18 protein-coding genes, 1 pseudogene and 1 other annotated feature are annotated in these 18246 nt (G+C 35.3%); of the genes and pseudogenes, 14 read left to right on the forward strand and 5 right to left on the reverse strand.

All coding sequences use genetic code 11. From position 1 onward, the window contains the following. Positions 1–246 (forward strand): annotated as a pseudogene (locus tag ACFO5Y_RS08160) (IS110 family RNA-guided transposase); the annotation flags it as partial. 185 nt (positions 247–431) lie between these two features. On the opposite strand, the gene ACFO5Y_RS08165 reads toward ACFO5Y_RS08160, so the two are convergent. After that, positions 432–1190, reverse strand: a complete 759-nt coding sequence (locus ACFO5Y_RS08165) for a hypothetical protein (RefSeq protein WP_197104591.1) — start codon at positions 1188–1190, stop codon at positions 432–434. 226 nt (positions 1191–1416) lie between these two features. Here ACFO5Y_RS08165 and ACFO5Y_RS08170 point away from each other — a divergent pair, with 226 nt between their 5' ends. The 9 genes from ACFO5Y_RS08170 (at position 1417) to ACFO5Y_RS08210 (ending at position 10682) form a co-directional block, all read left to right on the forward strand. Further along, positions 1417–1848: an HIT family protein gene (locus ACFO5Y_RS08170; protein ID WP_197104590.1), complete on the forward strand. Its 432-nt coding sequence runs from the start codon at positions 1417–1419 to the stop codon at positions 1846–1848. 14 nt (positions 1849–1862) lie between these two features. Next, positions 1863–2216, forward strand: coding sequence for a YtxH domain-containing protein (locus tag ACFO5Y_RS08175; protein ID WP_197104589.1), 354 nt, complete (start codon positions 1863–1865; stop codon positions 2214–2216). A gap of 123 nt (positions 2217–2339) precedes the next feature. Continuing rightward, a complete protein-coding gene (locus ACFO5Y_RS08180) occupies positions 2340–3428 on the forward strand; it encodes a peptidylprolyl isomerase (protein ID WP_197104588.1) in 1089 nt (362 codons plus the stop codon). 217 nt (positions 3429–3645) lie between these two features. Next, positions 3646–3801 carry a hypothetical protein gene (locus ACFO5Y_RS08185; protein ID WP_171031350.1) on the forward strand — a complete coding sequence of 52 codons (156 nt, stop codon included), beginning with the start codon at positions 3646–3648 and terminating at the stop codon, positions 3799–3801. Between the two features lie 361 nt (positions 3802–4162). Further along, a complete protein-coding gene (locus ACFO5Y_RS08190; protein ID WP_197104587.1) occupies positions 4163–6037 on the forward strand; it encodes an FAD-dependent oxidoreductase in 1875 nt (624 codons plus the stop codon). Between the two features lie 117 nt (positions 6038–6154). After that, the gene (locus ACFO5Y_RS08195) at positions 6155–7129 is read left to right on the forward strand and encodes a polyprenyl synthetase family protein (protein WP_197104586.1); all 975 of its coding nucleotides are present in this window, start codon (positions 6155–6157) and stop codon (positions 7127–7129) included. A 109-nt stretch (positions 7130–7238) separates the two neighbouring features. Continuing rightward, a complete protein-coding gene (locus ACFO5Y_RS08200; protein ID WP_197104585.1) occupies positions 7239–8507 on the forward strand; it encodes an FMN-binding protein in 1269 nt (422 codons plus the stop codon). Between the two features lie 131 nt (positions 8508–8638). Further along, positions 8639–9745, forward strand: a complete 1107-nt coding sequence (locus ACFO5Y_RS08205) for an FAD:protein FMN transferase (RefSeq protein WP_231606889.1) — start codon at positions 8639–8641, stop codon at positions 9743–9745. After that, complete coding sequence (locus tag ACFO5Y_RS08210) at positions 9738–10682, forward strand: UbiA family prenyltransferase (protein WP_197104584.1); 945 nt, start codon at positions 9738–9740, stop codon at positions 10680–10682. The genes ACFO5Y_RS08205 and ACFO5Y_RS08210 overlap by 8 nt, the downstream gene beginning before the upstream one ends. Before the next feature lie 38 nt (positions 10683–10720). Here the strand turns inward: ACFO5Y_RS08210 and ACFO5Y_RS08215 are convergent, their stop codons facing one another. Together ACFO5Y_RS08215 and ACFO5Y_RS08220 are read right to left on the reverse strand one after the other, a co-directional pair. Beyond that, complete coding sequence (locus ACFO5Y_RS08215) at positions 10721–11140, reverse strand: DUF1801 domain-containing protein (protein ID WP_197104583.1); 420 nt, start codon at positions 11138–11140, stop codon at positions 10721–10723. Positions 11141–11169: 29 nt separating this feature from the next. Further along, positions 11170–11568, reverse strand: coding sequence for a NusG domain II-containing protein (locus ACFO5Y_RS08220; protein WP_197104582.1), 399 nt, complete (start codon positions 11566–11568; stop codon positions 11170–11172). A 160-nt stretch (positions 11569–11728) separates the two neighbouring features. On the opposite strand from ACFO5Y_RS08220, the gene ACFO5Y_RS08225 reads away from it, so the two are divergent. From ACFO5Y_RS08225 to serS, 3 genes are all read left to right on the forward strand, one after another. Next, on the forward strand, positions 11729–12346 hold the full coding sequence (locus ACFO5Y_RS08225; RefSeq protein ID WP_197104581.1) for a 50S ribosomal protein L25: 618 nt from the start codon (positions 11729–11731) through the stop codon (positions 12344–12346). Positions 12347–12437: 91 nt separating this feature from the next. Beyond that, a complete protein-coding gene (locus ACFO5Y_RS08230) occupies positions 12438–12965 on the forward strand; it encodes a tRNA (cytidine(34)-2'-O)-methyltransferase (RefSeq protein ID WP_197104580.1) in 528 nt (175 codons plus the stop codon). A 34-nt stretch (positions 12966–12999) separates the two neighbouring features. Beyond that, positions 13000–13225 (forward strand) — a binding site (T-box leader). A gap of 77 nt (positions 13226–13302) precedes the next feature. Then, on the forward strand, positions 13303–14592 hold the full coding sequence (gene serS, locus ACFO5Y_RS08235; RefSeq protein ID WP_197104579.1) for a serine--tRNA ligase: 1290 nt from the start codon (positions 13303–13305) through the stop codon (positions 14590–14592). A gap of 274 nt (positions 14593–14866) precedes the next feature. Here serS and ACFO5Y_RS08240 read toward each other — a convergent pair whose 3' ends face one another. Both ACFO5Y_RS08240 and ACFO5Y_RS08245 read right to left on the reverse strand, forming a co-directional pair. Next, positions 14867–15706 (reverse strand): undecaprenyl-diphosphate phosphatase, encoded by an 840-nt coding sequence (locus tag ACFO5Y_RS08240; protein ID WP_171031349.1) that lies wholly within the window; start codon positions 15704–15706, stop codon positions 14867–14869. 165 nt (positions 15707–15871) lie between these two features. Continuing rightward, positions 15872–16900 (reverse strand): lactonase family protein, encoded by a 1029-nt coding sequence (locus ACFO5Y_RS08245; protein ID WP_197104578.1) that lies wholly within the window; start codon positions 16898–16900, stop codon positions 15872–15874. A 133-nt stretch (positions 16901–17033) separates the two neighbouring features. Between ACFO5Y_RS08245 and ACFO5Y_RS08250 the strand changes: the two genes are divergently transcribed. Then, entirely contained in the window at positions 17034–18242 is a 1209-nt protein-coding gene (locus ACFO5Y_RS08250; protein WP_197104577.1) for an AI-2E family transporter, read from the forward strand. Positions 18243–18246: the final 4 nt, after the last annotated feature.

Here is an 18246-nt window from a genome sequence, read left to right on the forward strand (position 1 = left end):
GATAAAATTAGTAAACGAGGGAATACATTCGCTAGAAAAACATTATATCTTGTCATAACAAATATGATTCATTCACAAAAATCAGGTCCGAATCATATCGTTGATTACTATTATCGAGCAAAAAAACAACCTCACGCTAAAAAGCACAAGGTCGTTCTGATTGCTTGTATGGATCGATTTTTAAAATCCATTCACTATTTAGTACTTCACGGGAAACTATATGATTATGATCTCTCACCAAAATAATCAATAGGTTCTCTGTGATTAATTAAATTGTACCAAGTTTCTTCAAAAAAAAGTAGTCTTTTGAAGGATTATTTGGCATGCCTATCAGTTTACTACTCTCTCTCTAAATAGCACTTGACTAAAAGTAGGAAAATACCTTCTAACGAAGTTACTTGAAAAGTACTTATCGTTAGAAGGTATTTTGTTTAATGACTTGAACCTTGTGCAGAAATTAATTGTAAGACACGTTGTGTTGTCCCATCTGAAGCAGTTCGTTCGATAACTATGATACCGACAGTTGGGGCATAGTAATAATTATAAGTAACAGGACCGCTGTCTTCTTGCGCCTGTTCTTCAATACGTAGAACATCATTAAAGGTTTGGCCACCCACATCATATGAACTAATTAATTCAGATATCATGCGTCTTTTTTCATTATTGTAGCCACTTGAAAAACTTGATCCAATGGTTAAATTACTCGGTAGAATGAGCGATTCATCATTATCGCTTGCTTCAGGTGAGTAACGTAAATCTTCTACAACATAATAATCATTGAAAGAAGCTAGTTCATAAAAGCCTGTGTCGCGAATTTGATATACATAGGCGATGGCTTCTTGACCAGAGAATGATGTCACTTGAAAAATACCATTACTATCTGGTGAGTATTCCATAATAATATCTTGGGCGTCAAAGTAAACTTGGTCACCTTGATATTGATAATTTGTAAAATTTGCATACGGAACAAATTCCTCAAAGGAAATGCTTATTTCTTGGCTCGCACTTTCATCATTTAAACTTTCATTTGTTTCTTGATCCTCAGAAGAGTCAAGCGATTCATCTTGCTGGGAATCATTTATATTATTTTCTTGGGCTTGAATAACTTGTCCACTACTGATGCTTAAAAACATGATTGATAGAACAAAAGTTATAAACTTACGCATATTTAAATTAAAACTGACGCGCAAAATTGCCACCTACTTTCCATTTACTTCTTGTGTAATAAAAGTATAGCACATCAAAACTATATGTGTGTAAAGATTTCGGGGAATAAAGATTGAAGTTTTTACTAATTATAATCGGCTTTATGAATTATTTGTGAAATTAATCTCCGATTATCCATTTTATTTTTTGTATTTTCGACAAAATCTAGTATGATAAACAAGATAAGAATTATATGAGAGGGAGATAAAGATGACAGATTGTATTTTCTGTAAGATTATAAATGGTGATATACCTTCAGCAAAGGTTTATGAAGACGATGAAGTATTTGCATTTTTAGATATGTCGCAAGTAACTCCAGGACATACTTTAGTAGTACCAAAGAAACACGTTGAGAATATCTTTGAATATGATGAAGATGTTGCGGTAGCAATCGCAAAACGCTTACCTAAAATTGCGAATGCAATAAAAGAAGCATTTCCAGAAATTAAAGGAATGAATATCGTTAATAATAATGGTGAATTAGCATACCAATCAGTTTTCCATACTCATTGGCATCTATTACCACGTTACAATGAAGATGATAAATTCGCTATCGAGTTTAGTAATAATCAAGACAGCTATACACAAGAAGAGTTCAGTGAAAGAGCAGCATTGATTGCGTCACAAATCAAAGAAAATTAAAGAGGTGTATTTTTATGGCTGGATTTAAATCAGGATTATTTTGGGGTGCTTTCTTTGGCGGCCTAGCAGGGTTAATGAATGCGCCAAAGAGCGGTAAAGAAACGCGTGAAGATCTGAAACACTTTATCGATACGACAACTGATGACGTGAATGATGTTCGTTATAAAGTTGATAATTTAAGAATGTCAGTGCAGAAATTAACTCAAGAAGGTATGGATAGTGTTAAAACTGCGACAGACGGTATTCAAACATCTTTACAGCATTTTGAAGAAGAAACGTCTCCGCGAATTAATCGAATTCAACGTCATATCGAAGATTTGACCGAAGATATCGAAGAACAAGCAGAAGAAATTAATCTTAATAATTAATTTAAATGAACTAAAAGCAATATGTTTGAATTTTCCTAGATTAATATATTAACATGGAGTTCAAATACATAATGTATGATATATTTGTTACATATTTAAAAATAGTTAGGAGCCAAAAACTTTATGAAAAAAACGCTAAAAAAGGTATCATTAGTTGCTTTAACATCAACATTGTTACTTTCAGGACTAGGTAGTATTGCCCCAGTAATGGCACAAGAAGAATCAGCAGGTGAGGTCATTGCAACTGTAGGTGGCGAGGATATTACTAAAGATGAATTATATGAATCAATGAAAGCTATCGCTGGCGATACGACATTGAGAACAATTATTCTAGAAACTGTCTTAGAACAAAATGTATCGGATGCTGAAGCACTGAGAACTGCAGCGGAAGAAGAAGTTCAAGCTCAGATCGACGAAGCGGGTGGAGAAGAAGTTTTCCAACAATTACTTGCATACCAAGGTTTAAGTGATATCGAAACATATACTTACCAAATCTTTGTAAGAAATATGTTCCAAGAAGTAGTAGAGAGCCAAATTGATATGTCAGATGAAGCTATCACAAACTACTATGAGAATGAATACTCACCATTAATGGAAGCCCAACATATCTTAGTTGAAACTGAAGAAGAAGCACTCGATGCAATCGAAAGAATTAATAATGGCGAAGAATTTGATGCAGTTGCTCAAGAAGTTTCATTAGATTCAACAGCACAAAACGGTGGATTATTACAACCATTCCCAGCTGGACAAATGGTTCCAGAATTTGAAGAAGCAGTAATGAACTCAGAGAACGGCGAAATGACAGAAACACCTGTAGAATCACAATACGGTTTCCATGTTATTCGCACAATCAATAATGGTGAAAAACAACCATTAGAAGATGTTCGTGAAGAAGTTGAAGAACAATATGTTACTTCACGCTTTGCTGATAGCCAATTCGCTTATGGAGTCATCGGTCAATTAATCCAAGATACTGGTTATGAAATTCATGACGAAGACTTACAAAATGCTGTTCAAGACTTAATCGATCTTGCAAATGCAAACAATGAAGCAGCAACTGAAGAAGAATCAACTGAAGAGACATCAGAAGAATCTACGGAAGAAACTTCAGAAGAAGCAGCTGAGGAAACAACAGAAGAATCAGCAGAAGAAACGACTGAAGAAACAACTGAAGAGACAACCGAAGAATCTACAGAAGAGTCTGCAGAATAATTTATAGCTTTTAATAGACGACTGATTATTAAATCAGTTGTCTATTTTTTTGAGAATGAATGAGCAATTACTTATTATTGGCGGGGACTTCACATTTAGTTTAAGATAAACTCATGAAAAGACTAGCGATTTCTTAGGGAACTTTAAAGAAAGTCATCTGATGTGTATGTTAAATTGTATAAGGTTAAAAAACACATAATAATCAGGAGGCTATGAAATGACACAAACAATAATTTCAAGAATAACTCAAGGTAAAGATGTCGCTCAAAAAGCAATCGTTGAAAATTTCAGAGGTCTATATCGTAAAGATTCCCGTTTTACTTATCCTGAAGCCACACTAATACTACCAAAATCAATTAAAAACAATAAATAATCACTTACAAACTCCACTGTATATCGCTTGCTGATGTATAGTGGACTTTTTTTGTCTAATAATGTGAATGCAACTACAAGCAAAGTGCTGTGTGCTTGATAAAAAGTGTTTGTGAAAAAAACAATAGCAATTTTAATCAATAAATTAAAAAAGAATCGTATAGAGATAGCATTGATTGTTTGATAATAGAATATCCATTAAAAAAATTAATATGTGAAATAGCGAGCTAGCAGTCTTATTCCTATGGGATAAGCAACGAAACAACTTGTGAAAAAGTTATTAAAGTGAAAAAAACACATTGTAAAAACGCAATACTAGCGGTATACTATGAACGAAATTATTTGATAGGAAGTGAATTTAATTGGCAAAAGAAATAGTAATTGTAGGTGCTGGCTTTGCCGGTGTTGCTGCGGCAAGAAAATTAGGTAAGAAATATAAAAAAGACAAAACTGTCAATATTACATTAATTGATCGTCATTCATATTTAACATATATGACTGAATTACATGAAATTGCGGGAGGGCGTTTAGAACCAGATGCAATTAAATATGATTTACGTCGTATTTTCCATCGTTTAAACAACGTAAAATTAGTAACAGATAATGTATCTGAAATTGATCATGATAACAATGTTGTTATTGGTGAACAAAGCAATTATAAATTTGATTATTTAGTATTAGCTGTTGGTGCTGAACCAAATGATTTTGGTATCGACGGAGTGAAAGAAAATGGATTCACATTATGGTCAATGGAAGATGCAGAACGCGTTCGTGAACATATTATTGATATGGTATATAAAGCTGCGCGTGAACACGACCCAGTTAAACGTCGTGCTTTACTATCATTCTTAGTATGTGGTGGAGGATTTACTGGTGTTGAGATGATTGGTGAATTAGTTGAATGGTTACCAATCTTAGCTGAAGAACACAAATTAAATCCAGATGAAATCTCATTCCATTTAGTAGAAGCTGCTCCAAAGATTTTAAATACTGTTACAGAAAAAGAACAAGAGCGCGCTATGAAATATATGCGTAAAAAAGGCATTGATATTACTTTAGGTGATGGAATTGCTAAAATCGCTGAAGATCATATTGAACTTGCTTCAGGTAAGAAAATTGATACATATACTTCAATTTGGACTGCAGGTATTAAAGCAAATACTGATGCTAGCGAATGGGGTGTTGAACAAGCACGTGCTGGCCGTTTAGTAGCAGACCAATACATGCAAGCAAAAGGATACGATAATGTGTTCGTAGCTGGAGATTTAGTTTATTATGAAGATCCAACTAACAACAACATGCCTACGCCTCAAATCGTTCAAGCGGCAGAGCTAACAGGTGATGTTGCTGCAACATCAATCATTTCAGAAATTAGTGGTACTGAAAAAGAAGAATTTGAAGGTAAATATGATGGTAACATGGTATCTATTGGATCAACTTATGGTGTTGCTTATCTATATGATAAATATAGTGTTCAAGGCTTCATCGCTATGTTCATTAAACATGCAGCTAACGTGATTTACTTCTTAAGTATTGGAAGTTTCTACTATGCATGGTTGTATGTTCGTCACGAATTCTTTACAATCAAACACAAACGTAATATTTTCCGTGGTCACTTATCAGCTCATGGTAATATTCTATGGTCTGTGCCATTACGTCTCTTCTATGGAGCTATGTGGTTAGTTGAAGGATTGAAGAAAACATTTGGTATGTTTGGTGGTCAATCTTGGTTTGAAGATGAAGTTGTCTTCCCATTCCCTTGGTTACAAGAAGAAGTAACAAGTGCAGCGTCTGCAACTGAAACAGGAGAAGTTGTTGAAGTAGCAGAACAAATCTTTAGTTTAAACTATGTTTACGGTGAAGAGCCAATGTTAGTCTTTGATGAAATGCCAGGCTGGTTCGCATCAATTATGGAATTCATGATGCCGAATCAAGATGTTGCATTATTCATGCAAAAAATGATGTCCTTAGTAGAATTAGGAATTGGTTTAGCTTTAATTGCTGGATTATTCACATTCTTAGTAAGTGGTTTAACCGTTGTTTTAGTAGCAATGTTCTGCTTATCAGGAATGTTCGTATGGGTTAATATGTGGTTCATCCCAGCTGCGATTGCTTTAATGATGGGTGCAGGTCGTGCATTCGGATTAGACTACTATGTGATGCCATGGTTAGGTAAACTATTCGATGGTTGGATATGGGGTAAACCTAAGCATATCTACACAGATAATATAGGATAAGAGAATAGATTGTTTTTAAATCGAAAGCTAGGATTTTAACGGATAGAAAGTAGACCTATCTTCGTTAAATCCTGGCTTTTTAAATTTTTTAATGTTTATAGATGGGAGAAAAAAACATTGATACATGAGATTTGGCGTGAGTATCCTGAGATAGAAAAAGCCTTAAAAGAAACTAAACAAAACATGCGTGAAGGTATTTCTATTCGCATACCCGAAATAGAAGCTAAGATTCAAGAATATATTGATGCGCCAGGTAAATATCTACGTGCAGGTTTATCTTTGATGTTTTTCTATATGGAAAATGGCAGTATAAACAAAAAAATAATTACATATGCGGCGGCGATTGAGTTACTGCATTTAGCGACGTTAATTCATGATGATGTGATCGATACAGCTGATTCAAGACGCGGCATTGAAGCTATGCACATTGCCCAAAGTAATAAAATTGCAGTCTATGCTGGCGATTATCTTTTTAGCTACAGTGGCCGTTTAGCTTCTGATTTAATTAATAAAGTTCAGTTCCAAAACCGAAATAAGTGGATTTTAGAAAATATTATGAGTGGTGAATTGCGTCAACTAGCTAATACCTTTAATAAAGAGATGACAATGATTGATTATATTCGTCAAATAAGAGGAAAGACAGCCATGTTATTTGGACTGTCAGCTTCAGGTGGCTACTATCTAGCAAATAATGACATCCGAAAAGCACAAAATGTAAGATTACTTGGAACATACTTAGGCATTGCTTTTCAATTACAAGATGATTTAATTGATTTTCTAGTTCCAGCAGGAGATTCTGGAAAGCCTAGTATGCAAGACGTTCCTAATGGTATTTACACGGCACCTTTGCTGCTTGCGATGGAGAAGAGTGATGCAGTAAGTCGTTACGTTAATGAAACAGATGAGTGGGATAAAGCATCTTTAGATCAATTAGCACAAATGATTAAAGAAACTGGCGCTTTTCAAGACACAGAAGTACTCATTGATCGTTATATTGAAAAAGCATTATTTTATTTAGATAAAATAAGTGATTCTGAATATAAATCTCAAATTAAGAAAATAATCTTACTAATTTCTAATCGACAGTACTAATAGAAGTGTCATTACTAGACAAAAAAATGATTCTATTATAAACTAAAAATAAGTAATTTTGCCTTTGTAGCAAGAAGGTAAACACTTACCAAAAAAGGAGATGACATTAATGAAAAAGAATTTATTAAAGGGTACTCTATTATTAGGATCAATGTTTATTTTAGCTGCCTGTGGCGCTGAAGAAGAAGCACCAGAAAGCGTAGAATCTGAAGTATCAACTGTTGTCGAAGAGGAAGTAGAATCGGAAGAAACTACAGAAGAGACAACGGAAGAATCAGAAGAAACGACTGAAGAAGAGTCAGCTGAAGAAGAATCATCTGTGGAAGAAACATCAGAAGAATCAGAAGAATCATCTGTGGAAGAAACATCAGAAGAATTAGAAGAGTCATCTGAGGAAGAAACATCAGAAGAATCAGAAGAATCAACTGACGAAGAAACATCAGAAGAATCAGAAGAATCAACTGATGAAGAAACATCGGAAGAATCAGAAGAGTCAACTGACGAAGAAACATCGGAAGAATCAGAAGAATCAACTGACGAAGAATCATCAGCAGATTCAGAAGAATCAGCAGATGACGCTGCAGTAGTAGGAACTGACGAATCAGCAGAAGCTGGAGCATTAACAGACGGTGAATACTCAGTTGTAGGTAATCCAGACGAACGTGGATGGGCTGTAACTCATACAATCACTGTTGCAGATGGAGAAATTACTGATTCAAACTTTGATTACGAAAATGAAGACGGCGACTTAAAATCAGAAGATGAAGAGTACAATACTCAAATGGAAGATGTAACTGGCGTATCATCGGCAGATGCAACACAAGAATTAAATGATGCATTAGTTGAATCACAATCAGCAGATGTAGATGCTGTTTCTGGTGCAACAACAACATCGACTTCATTCCAATTCACTTCGCAAGTATTATTAGAGTTAGCTGCACAAGGTAACACTGAAGAAGTTAATGTTGATGAATTAGAATTAGCAGACGGTGAATATTCAGCTGAAGACTTAACAATTACTGTTGAGGGTGGCGAAATTACTGACGCAACATTTGAAGCAGAAGATCAAGATGTTGCTGATGAATTAGCAGCTGCTTTAGTAGAAGCTGGAAACGTTGAAGGTGTTGAGCCAGTAGAAGGACAAGAAGACCTTTCTACAACATTCATCGCTTTAGCAACTCAAGCTACAAATGATGCTAAATTAGCAAGTTTAACAGCTGATGAAGCTGATGCAGAAGAGTCTAGCGAAGAATCTGAAGAGTCATCTGAAGAATCAAGCGAAGAGTCAGCATCAGAAGAAACTTCGGAAGAATCATCTGAAGAAGAGTCAGAAGAATCGTCTGAAGAATCAACTGAAGAAGAATCATCAGAAGAATAAGCCAAAATAATTAAATAGAAAATATGTCATTAGTGAGCTAATTTAACAATTAGCTCACTTTTTCACTTTTATAGAAGCTATATGAATAGTATAATAGGAATTACGAATTAGAATAGCTAGGAGTATATTTAATGAAAAATGTAATGAAAAAAGTGGCCTTATTTGCTACAGCACTCATCTTATTTGGTTGTGCAAGTGATGATGAGCCAGAAGTGGTTATATCAGGAGCAAGTCCGACAACTACGACAGAAGTAAATGAAAATGGACTCCCGATTGCTAAAGAACCTACAAGCATAACGGAGACGATGTTACATACGGTTGTTCAAATGCAAGTCTATCATGAAGGCGTCGAAGATGTGATGCAAGAAGCGATTGATTATATGGCGGAGATGGAAACACTCCTTTCCACAAACGTTGAAGGATCTGACGTATATAGAATCAATGAGAATGCTGGGATTGAGCCGGTTGAAGTACAACCTGAAACAATGGAAATCATTAAACGTTCAATTCAAATTGCTGAAGAGAGTGATGGGCTCTTTGATATCTCAATTGGGGTTCTCACAGATTTATGGCAAATCGGAAGTGATGATGCGCGTGTTCCAGAAGATTCTGAAATAACTGAAGCCGTTAATCTAATCGATTATGAAAAGATTAGCATTGATGAAGAGAATATGACGGTCATGCTTGAAGAAGAGGGAATGTCGCTAGAGTTAGGTGGTATTTCTAAAGGATACATTGGTAGTGGTATTGTTGAGATTTTTGAGGAAAACAATATTACCACAGCCATCATTAACCTTGGGGGAAATGTCGTTGTTATGGGGACATCACCATCTAATGAAGAGGGTTGGAATGTTGGGGTTCAAGACCCTGATGAAGTACGTGGTGAAATTGTTGGGACTCAACGTGTCATAAATGCAGCCATTGTTACAAGTGGAATTTACGAAAGATATTTAGAAGTAGACGGCACAAAATACCATCACATAATGGATCCACGTACAGGATACCCTTTAGATAATGAGATTTCAGGTGTAACTGTCTTTGCACCAACCTCTTTTGATGGTGACTCTTATTCGACAGCCTTATTCTTAATGGGCATTGAAGAAGGTATCGAGTTTATTAATTCAAAAGATGGCTTTGAAGTAGCTTATGTCGATAAGGAAGGTGGCGTACATCTTTCTGCTGGTATAAAAGATAGTTTTAATTTAACGAATGAGGAGTATTACATCGCCGATGAATAAAATAAATTTAAAAATATTTTTAGAATTTGTCGAAATTCGAACAAAAATAGCTAGTTTTTTCCCAATGATGGTTGGTTTTTTATGGACAGGTTACTATTTCAAGGAATTTAATTGGTTGAATTCAATTATATTTTTCCTAGCTGCGACTTGTTTTGATATGACGGTAACAGCGATTAATAATACATTGGATTATCACAAAGCCTTGGATAATAACTATAAGGAAGAGCAGAATGTGATTGGTAAATACAAATTAAATTACCGCACGATGGTCATAATTGTATTTATCCTATTAGCTATTTCGCTGATACTTAGTTTATATCTCGTTTGGTTAACAGATCCAATGCTCTTGTTGATCGGAGCTTTGTTATATTTTATTGGAATAATCTACACATTTGGACCGTTACCTATCTCACGGACACCTTACGGGGAGATTTTTTCGAGTTTAACGATGGGATTCGGTATCACTTTTCTGGCGGTATTCATGACCCGCTATGAAGTACTGCTTTCAAGTGAATGGACTTGGACGAATTTAGTATTGAATATCGGTTGGTTTGATATTCTTAAGATATTTTGGTTCAGCTTGCCACAAATATTTTTAACAGCGAATATTATGCTTGCCAATAACACCCGAGATTTGGATACAGATATTCAAAACGAACGACGGACGTTAGTTTACTATATTGGTAGACCGAACGCGATTCGCTTGTATCAGTTCCTTAGCTTTTTACCATGGGTTGTTTGGATGACTTATATTATTGCTGGTTTATTCCCATGGTGGACGATTGTTACTTTAGCCGTTGGCTATGTTCATTATCAAAGTGTGATGCGATATACGGAAAGAATTCCACAGCCAATTGCCTTTAAAGAAGCTATTCAGAGTTTTATATTGTTTTTAAGTATGTATGTCATTGTTTTATTTGTTTTATTGTTAGTATAAAGACAGCCTCGATTTTATAGAAAATCGAGGCTGCTTTTTTATTTAGGATATTTACTTAAAGTATGTTCCATTGAGTTTTCTAACATTGTTTTTAAGACATCTAAATCAATATCAGCTAATTTATTTACGTAAATACACATTTTACCAGTGGTGTGTTTTCCAAGTTGTGCTAGTAATTTCTCTTTGTCTTTGAAATCGGTAGCAAGGTACAAACTAAATTTGGCTTTTCTAGGGGAAAAGGCTAAATAGGATGTATCGCCTTCACGACCAGAATCGTAAACGTAATGGTAAGTTCCAAAACCGATAATATTTGGATACCACATTTGAGGTTCAAAACCAGTCACTTCTTTAAATAAATCTAGTAAAACAAATGAATCAATTTGTTTTTGTTTTGAATCAATCGACTCAATAAATTCGACGACATCTTCACCTGTGGGTTTAAATTTGGCTGCTGACATGATAAAACCTCCATTTTATGATTAGTTAATTACAAAGGCAGTATCAATTCATCTTCAGCCATTTGGCCGGTAATCTCTAACACGAGCCCGTGGGGTAGACAAATCGCAGTTTGTCCTGGTCTTTCAATCCAACCTGTTCTAACACCAACTTGATCAGGACTATTATCTTCTTTAATACGAGCTTGGTTATTATTGATTTCGATAATATTGTACTGGTTATCGTTTGGATAATATGTCTTTTCGACTTCTAATCCTTCGGATAATGGGAACTCATCTACAACTTCACCGTGGATCTTCACTATCGCAACGGCATCTCCTGAATCATTGAAATGAGCATTCGTAATGACATTTGGAATAAAAGAAATGATAATTGATACGATAATAAATACATAATCAAAGGGTTTAAAGTAGCTTAATATTTTTCTCATGGGACCTACCTCTCTATTGCAAAGCAACGAATCTTTACTTATTGTATAAAAAAAATACGGTTTTATCTAGCTTTTTAGAGGAAAATTTGATACTATAACGTATGTGCGAAAATTACTATTTGAAATGCATTAAATTATTTATAGATAAGGAGATTTTATTATGAACTTAAAAGCAGAACTTAGAGAAACAACTGGCTCAAGTGCTTCACGCAAAGCTCGTGCTGAAGGAAAAGTGCCTGTATCTTTATACGGTAAAACAGTAGAAGCAACTTCGCTTTTAGTAGATCGTCGTGATTTCGAAGCTTTATTAAAAGAAGAAGGTACTAACGCGGTATTCAATTTAGATTATAACGGTGGTACTCAAAAAGTATGGTTAAAAGACTATGAACGTGCAGCGTTAAAAGACGAAATGTACTCAATTGACTTGGAAGCTATCTCTGCTGACCAAACATTAACGGTAGAAATTCCATTATACGTTGTTAATGATGAAACAATTGAAGAAGGTATCGTTGAAATCGTTGAAAACGAAATTACTGTTGAAACTAAACCAGATACAATCCCTCAATACTTTGAAGTGGATGTTAAAGGCTTAGAAATCGGTGATACTTTAACTGTAGCGGATATCACTCTTCCAGAAGGTGTAGAAATTATGATGGAAAACGATGCAACAATTGTTTCAATCTCAAATCCTACTGAAGAAGCAGAAGACGTAGATCCAGATGCAGAAGCAGCTGAACCAGAAGTAATTGGTGCAACTGAAGAAGCAGAAGAAGAGTAATCTTCAAATAATTCTATTAAAAGACACGTTCTATACGTGTCTTTTTCTATCTAGACATTCACCAAATTACGTGAAGAAAGGGAGGATTCCATTGAAAAATCATATTGCTTTATTTGAACCGTTGATGCCTGCTAATACAGGGAACATCTCAAGAACATGTGCGGCAACTAATTCAACGCTCCATTTAATTCATCCACTAGGATTTTCAACCGATGATAAAATGTTGAAACGTGCTGGCTTAGATTATTGGCATAATGTTGATATTGTCGAGCATGATAATTTAGAGGCATTTCTTTCATACGTTGGTGAACGTAAACTGTATTTAATTACTAAATTTGCACCTCAAATTTATTCTGAGGCAGACTTGGCTCAAAATGAAAGTAATGAGCAATTCTTCCTATTCGGAAAAGAAACAACGGGTCTTCCTATTGAGTTGATGGAAGCGCATAAAAATGACAGTTTGCGAATCCCAATGAATGACGAACATGTACGGTCACTTAACTTATCAAACACAGCTAATATCGTTATATTTGAAGCTCTACGCCAACAACAATGGCAAGGGCTAGAGGCAATTCATCATTATGACGATACTGACAAAGCGAAAGACTTGAATTGGTAGGATTGCTTGACTTTATGGCGGGATAATTTATAATATGATTAAATGAGAAACGAATAGTATTTGAGATAACTGTTAAGAGAAGTGATGGTTGGTGAGAATCACTCAGTTTAATCAAAGAATCCACGTTTTATTCAGCCTACGAAAGCGCGATTAAGTAGTGCCGGCCTCACCGTTATTGAATTTAAGAGCAAGTAAACTTACTATTATTGGGTTTATTTGAACTTGGGTGGCACCGCGAATGAGAACCTTTCGTCCCATGAATTATTCAGGGACGGAAGGTTCTTTTTTATGGCTATTTTTAATAAAATTAAAATTTAATATCACAGGAGGAAATAATATGTTAGATCGTAAAATGTTAAGAGATGACTTTGATTTTGTCGCAGAAAAACTTGCAACCCGAGGTGTGGAACGTGAGGTATTAGAAAATTACCGCGACTTAGACGCACAAAGAAGAGAATTAATTGCTCAAACTGAAGAAGCGAAACAAACACGTAACGAAACTACTGAGAAAATTGCTCAATTAAAACGCAACAAAGAAAATGCGGATGAGCAAATCAAAGCAATGCAAGAAATCGGGAAAGAAATTAAAGCGATGGATGACAAGTTAGACGCGATTCAGACTGACTTAAATAATATTGAATTCACATTACCTAATATTCCACATGAAGATGTGCCAGTTGGTGAAGATGAAGACGATAATGTTGAAATCCGCCGTTGTGGAGAAATTTCAGAATTTGATTTTGAAGCATTAAATCATTGGGATATTGCTGAAAACTTAGGTATCTTAGACTTCGAACGTGGAGCAAAAGTTGCCGGTGCGCGTTTCGTATACTATGTAGGTCTAGGAGCTCGTTTAGAACGTGCTGTTTATAACTTTATGTTAGATACTCACGGGAAAAATGGCTACCGCGAAATGATCACACCTTATATGGTGAATGAAAAAGCAATGTTCGGAACTGGACAATTCCCTAAATTTAAAGAAGATGTATTTGAGTTAGAAGGGGACCGTAACTTAACTTTAATTCCAACGGCAGAAGTTCCATTAACGAACTACTATGCTGATGAAATTCTTTCATTAGATCAATTACCTGTACACTTTACAGCATTTTCACCATCATTTAGATCAGAAGCTGGAAGTGCTGGTCGTGATACGCGTGGATTAATCCGTATGCACCAATTCCATAAAGTTGAATTAGTTAAACTTGCTCGTCCGGATGAATCATATGCAGAATTAGAAAGCATGACTAAAGATGCTGAAGGTATCTTAGAAGCATTAAAAATTCCATACCGCACAATTGTCTTATCAACTGGAGATATGGGATTCGCTGCCGCTAAAACGTATGATATTGAAGCATGGATTCCAGCTCAAGATACTTACCGTGAAATCAGTTCTTGTTCAAATACAGAAGCTTTCCAAGCTCGCCGTGCAAAAATCCGTTACCGTAACGAATATGAAAAAGTAGAACATGTTCATACTTTAAACGGTTCAGGATTAGCAGTAGGCCGTACTGTTGTAGCAATCTTAGAAAACTACCAACAAGCAGATGGATCTGTGAAGATTCCTGAAGTACTTGTACCATACATGGGTGGCATTACAGAAATCACTAAAGAAAATGCTATGGGATAATTAAATTAAGTTAAATAACCGAAAACCATAACTAAGTCGTGTGCTAAGTTATAGTTTTCGGTTTTTTGTTTTGGGGTTTGGGTGGGATGGGGCGTCGTGAGCTGGCGCGACACTCCGTATTTCGATTTGCTGTCCATCGCGAGTCGGCACGACACTCCGCATTCGCATTTCCGGTCCGTCACGCCACCTCACGACGCCCCTTAAGAGCCCATTTTATAAAAAATAACCCAGCTAATTGCCATTAAGACAATCAACTGGGTTTATAAATTAAATATTAAAACTGGAACAGCGAGTAAAGTATAACGATTGCACCTAATACGATACGATATTTACCAAAGCCAGTAAAGTCATTACGTTTCAAGTAGTTCAGTAAGAATTTAATTGCAAATACTGAAACAATAAAAGCAACAAACATTCCGAATAATAAGTAAATCCATTCAACTGTTGTGAATGCGAAACCTAAGTCTAGTAGTTTAACTAAACTTGCACCAAACATAGCTGGGATACTTAAGAAGAATGAGAACTCAGTCGCAATGTGACGAGACGTTCCAACTAATAATCCACCGATAATCGTAGAACCTGAACGAGATGTTCCAGGAATGATAGACAATGCTTGGAAGATTCCGATTTTAAAAGCTGTCGCAAAAGATAATGAATTAAAATCAGTCACTGTAGCTGCATGTTTAGATTCACCGGTGCGTTCAATCCAAATAAAGATAATCCCGTACACAATCAGTGCAATAGCAACAACAATCGGATTATAGAAGTATTCATCCATATAATCTTTTAAAGCAAAGCCGAAGATTGCAACTGGTATGCTTGCGAAAGCCACTTTAAACCAAAGTACCCAAGTATCCTTACGCTCCACTGAAGTTTTCTTTGGTGAAAATGGGTTTAATTTATTAAAGTAAAGTAAAATTACTGCGAAAATTGAGCCTAATTGTACAAGTACTAAAAAGACCTCAACGAATTCTGAAGATAAATTCAAAGGAATTAAATCTTCTAAGATAATCATATGTCCCGTACTACTTATCGGTAGCCACTCTGTGATCCCTTGTACCACACTCAGGACAAATATTTTTATAAGTTCAATAATATCAATCATTTGATCCATGTTTCCTATCCTCTCTAGAAATTTATTCAATCCATTATAACGTAAATTCACTAAAAAAGTATAGTATCCATGATAAAATCGAATTTAAACGTTTTCGTCAAAGAAAAATAACAGCAAAAAAAGCCAAACTGAAATGGTTTGGCTTTGAATTCATTATTTTGTTAATTAAGCTGAGGCGATGCACACACACTCAGGTGCTAGTGTATTATTTTGAATAAATGTTAATTGACCTGTCTCAGCGTTACGGTCAAAGACAGAAATATGATCTGTATCTTGGTGAGCAACTAGAACAAATTTTTCAGTTTCATCAATATTGAAATCACGAGGGATTTCACCGTTCGTATCGATTTCTTGAATTTTCGTTAAAGCTCCACCATCTTCAGAAATTTCAAAGACTGTTAATACATTATGGAAACGAGTTGAAACATATAAGAAGCGGCCATCATTCGTAATACGAATTGCAGCGCCGGCAGATTTTTCAACATGTTCTTCAGGAATATTTAATTGCGTTTCAACGGCTGCCATTTTACCCTCAGCGTCTAATGATACAACGGTTGTTGTGTTTGCTAATTCACCGATGATGTATGCGTAGGGTTCTGTTGGATGTAATACTAAATGACGTGGACCCGTTCCAGGAGTTAATTTAATCTCGCTAGAAGGAGCTAAAGTACCGTCTTCAGCGATTTCATAAGTTGTAACGAAATCTGTCCCTAAATCACAAACAAATAATAAGTTTTGCGAATCATTGAAATCAGCATAGTGAACGTGAGACGAGTCTTGGTTTTCATGAACACTTGAACCAGAATGTTCAACGGTTTGAATCACATTTAACTCTTCACCGTCTAATTTGAATACATCAATCACTCCAGCATGGTAGTTAGATACATAAATAGTTTGACTACTTTCACGGTAACTCACGTGACAACCACTACCGTTATCACCAAAACCACTAGCAAATTTGTCCCAAGTACCTTGGTCGTTCTTTTTGAAAGATACGATTCCACCTTGGTCATTTTCTTTATGAATCGCAAAAAGCAAATCCTTAGCTTTAGATAAAGCCACAAAAGTAGGGCCGTTTAATTCGCTAATTAAACTTGGATCTGAAAAAGCGCCTTCTTTGGCATCGAATTCTACTTGATGAATTCCTTTATTGTCTCGTTTTGTATAGCCACCTAAAATAAATGTTTGAGTCATTTGATATCCTCCCAGTATATTAATACATAAAGTATAGCATAGATGAGTAAAATCATGAATGAATTAGATTCTTGAGTTTTTTTATTAGTAGTGTGTTAAAATATCATTATCTTAAGTCATTGGAGTGAATTTTATGACAGATAATAAACGGAACGAAAAGCGTAAAGAAAGTTGGTTTGTAAGTCAATTTCTGAACAACCAATTTGTAATTTTCTTATTCAATACACTGTTAATTTTATTAATTATTTTAATATTTACACGTGTCGCGTACTTATTTACCCCAATCGTCACTTTTGTAAATTTAGTGGCTTTTCCAATTGTTGCAGCGGGGATTTTATATTATTTATTTTCACCATTTGTTGCGCAATTAATCCAACGAGGCGTATCAAGAAATATTTCGATTTGGATTATTTTTATCATTATTATTGCATTAATTAGTTGGGGTATTTCCACATTAATTCCATTGCTAAGTGAGCAAGCGACGACATTCGTAGAGAATATACCTAATTATCAAGCATCTCTAATGGAAACGATCGAGTCTTTACCCATCGATCTCGAAAGTGGTTTTATTGACCCGAATATTACTGAATATTTTGCCAATATTGATTGGAATAGTATCACAGATCAGTTGAATACGATTATTACATCTACATTTGGCGGTTTAGGAAGTGTGATTGGAACGGTGGCACAATTGGTAACCGGGTTAATTACAATGCCAGTGTTACTATATTATTTATTGCTAGAAGGATATAAAATTCCGCAATATATTCTCTACCATGTGCCAGATAAATACCGACCAAAAGTAGGGCGGATTTTATTCAAGTCGAATCACCAAATCTCCCAGTATATTCGAGGTCAAATTTTAGTAGCACTCGTAGTCGGGATAATCTTTGCGATTGGTTACTCAATCATCGGTTTAGATTATGCAATATCACTTTCTGTGATTGCGGGTATATTTAATATTATTCCTTATTTGGGTTCTATTATGGCGGTTGTACCGGCATTAATTATCGGACTATTAATCTCGCCATACATGTTTATCAAAGTATTAATTGTAGTTGCTATCGAGCAATTGCTTGAAGGACGATTTGTATCGCCACAAATATTAGGAAACAATTTAAAAATACATCCAGTAACAATCCTATTAGTATTACTAGGTGCCGGACGCCTATTCGGCTTATCAGGAGTTATCTTAGGGGTTCCAGGCTATGCGGTTATTAAAGTAATTGTGACGGAGCTGTATAATACATTCCGAGAATCTTCAGGATTATTTGAAGAAGCATACGAAGTGGAAACATTACCACCTGAAGTCATCGCAAGTCCTGTAGAGGAAAAAGAATAAAAGT

Source organism: Ruoffia tabacinasalis, assembly GCF_042652985.1.
Taxonomy (GTDB): domain Bacteria; phylum Bacillota; class Bacilli; order Lactobacillales; family Aerococcaceae; genus Ruoffia; species Ruoffia tabacinasalis.

Excerpts from the sequence above, each read along its gene's own strand:
- ACFO5Y_RS08170 (WP_197104590.1), top strand. The coding sequence starts at position 1,417 with ATGACAGATTGTATTTTCTGTAAGATTATAAATGGTGATATACCTTCA.
- ACFO5Y_RS08175 (WP_197104589.1), top strand. The coding sequence starts at position 1,863 with ATGGCTGGATTTAAATCAGGATTATTTTGGGGTGCTTTCTTTGGCGGC.
- ACFO5Y_RS08180 (WP_197104588.1), top strand. The coding sequence starts at position 2,340 with ATGAAAAAAACGCTAAAAAAGGTATCATTAGTTGCTTTAACATCAACA.
- ACFO5Y_RS08185 (WP_171031350.1), top strand. The coding sequence starts at position 3,646 with ATGACACAAACAATAATTTCAAGAATAACTCAAGGTAAAGATGTCGCT.
- ACFO5Y_RS08200 (WP_197104585.1), top strand. The coding sequence starts at position 7,239 with ATGAAAAAGAATTTATTAAAGGGTACTCTATTATTAGGATCAATGTTT.
- ACFO5Y_RS08205 (WP_231606889.1), top strand. The coding sequence starts at position 8,639 with ATGAAAAATGTAATGAAAAAAGTGGCCTTATTTGCTACAGCACTCATC.
- ACFO5Y_RS08210 (WP_197104584.1), top strand. The coding sequence starts at position 9,738 with ATGAATAAAATAAATTTAAAAATATTTTTAGAATTTGTCGAAATTCGA.
- ACFO5Y_RS08215 (WP_197104583.1), bottom strand. The coding sequence starts at position 11,140 with ATGTCAGCAGCCAAATTTAAACCCACAGGTGAAGATGTCGTCGAATTT.
- ACFO5Y_RS08220 (WP_197104582.1), bottom strand. The coding sequence starts at position 11,568 with ATGAGAAAAATATTAAGCTACTTTAAACCCTTTGATTATGTATTTATT.
- ACFO5Y_RS08225 (WP_197104581.1), top strand. The coding sequence starts at position 11,729 with ATGAACTTAAAAGCAGAACTTAGAGAAACAACTGGCTCAAGTGCTTCA.
- serS (WP_197104579.1), top strand. The coding sequence starts at position 13,303 with ATGTTAGATCGTAAAATGTTAAGAGATGACTTTGATTTTGTCGCAGAA.
- ACFO5Y_RS08240 (WP_171031349.1), bottom strand. The coding sequence starts at position 15,706 with ATGGATCAAATGATTGATATTATTGAACTTATAAAAATATTTGTCCTG.
- ACFO5Y_RS08245 (WP_197104578.1), bottom strand. The coding sequence starts at position 16,900 with ATGACTCAAACATTTATTTTAGGTGGCTATACAAAACGAGACAATAAA.
- ACFO5Y_RS08250 (WP_197104577.1), top strand. The coding sequence starts at position 17,034 with ATGACAGATAATAAACGGAACGAAAAGCGTAAAGAAAGTTGGTTTGTA.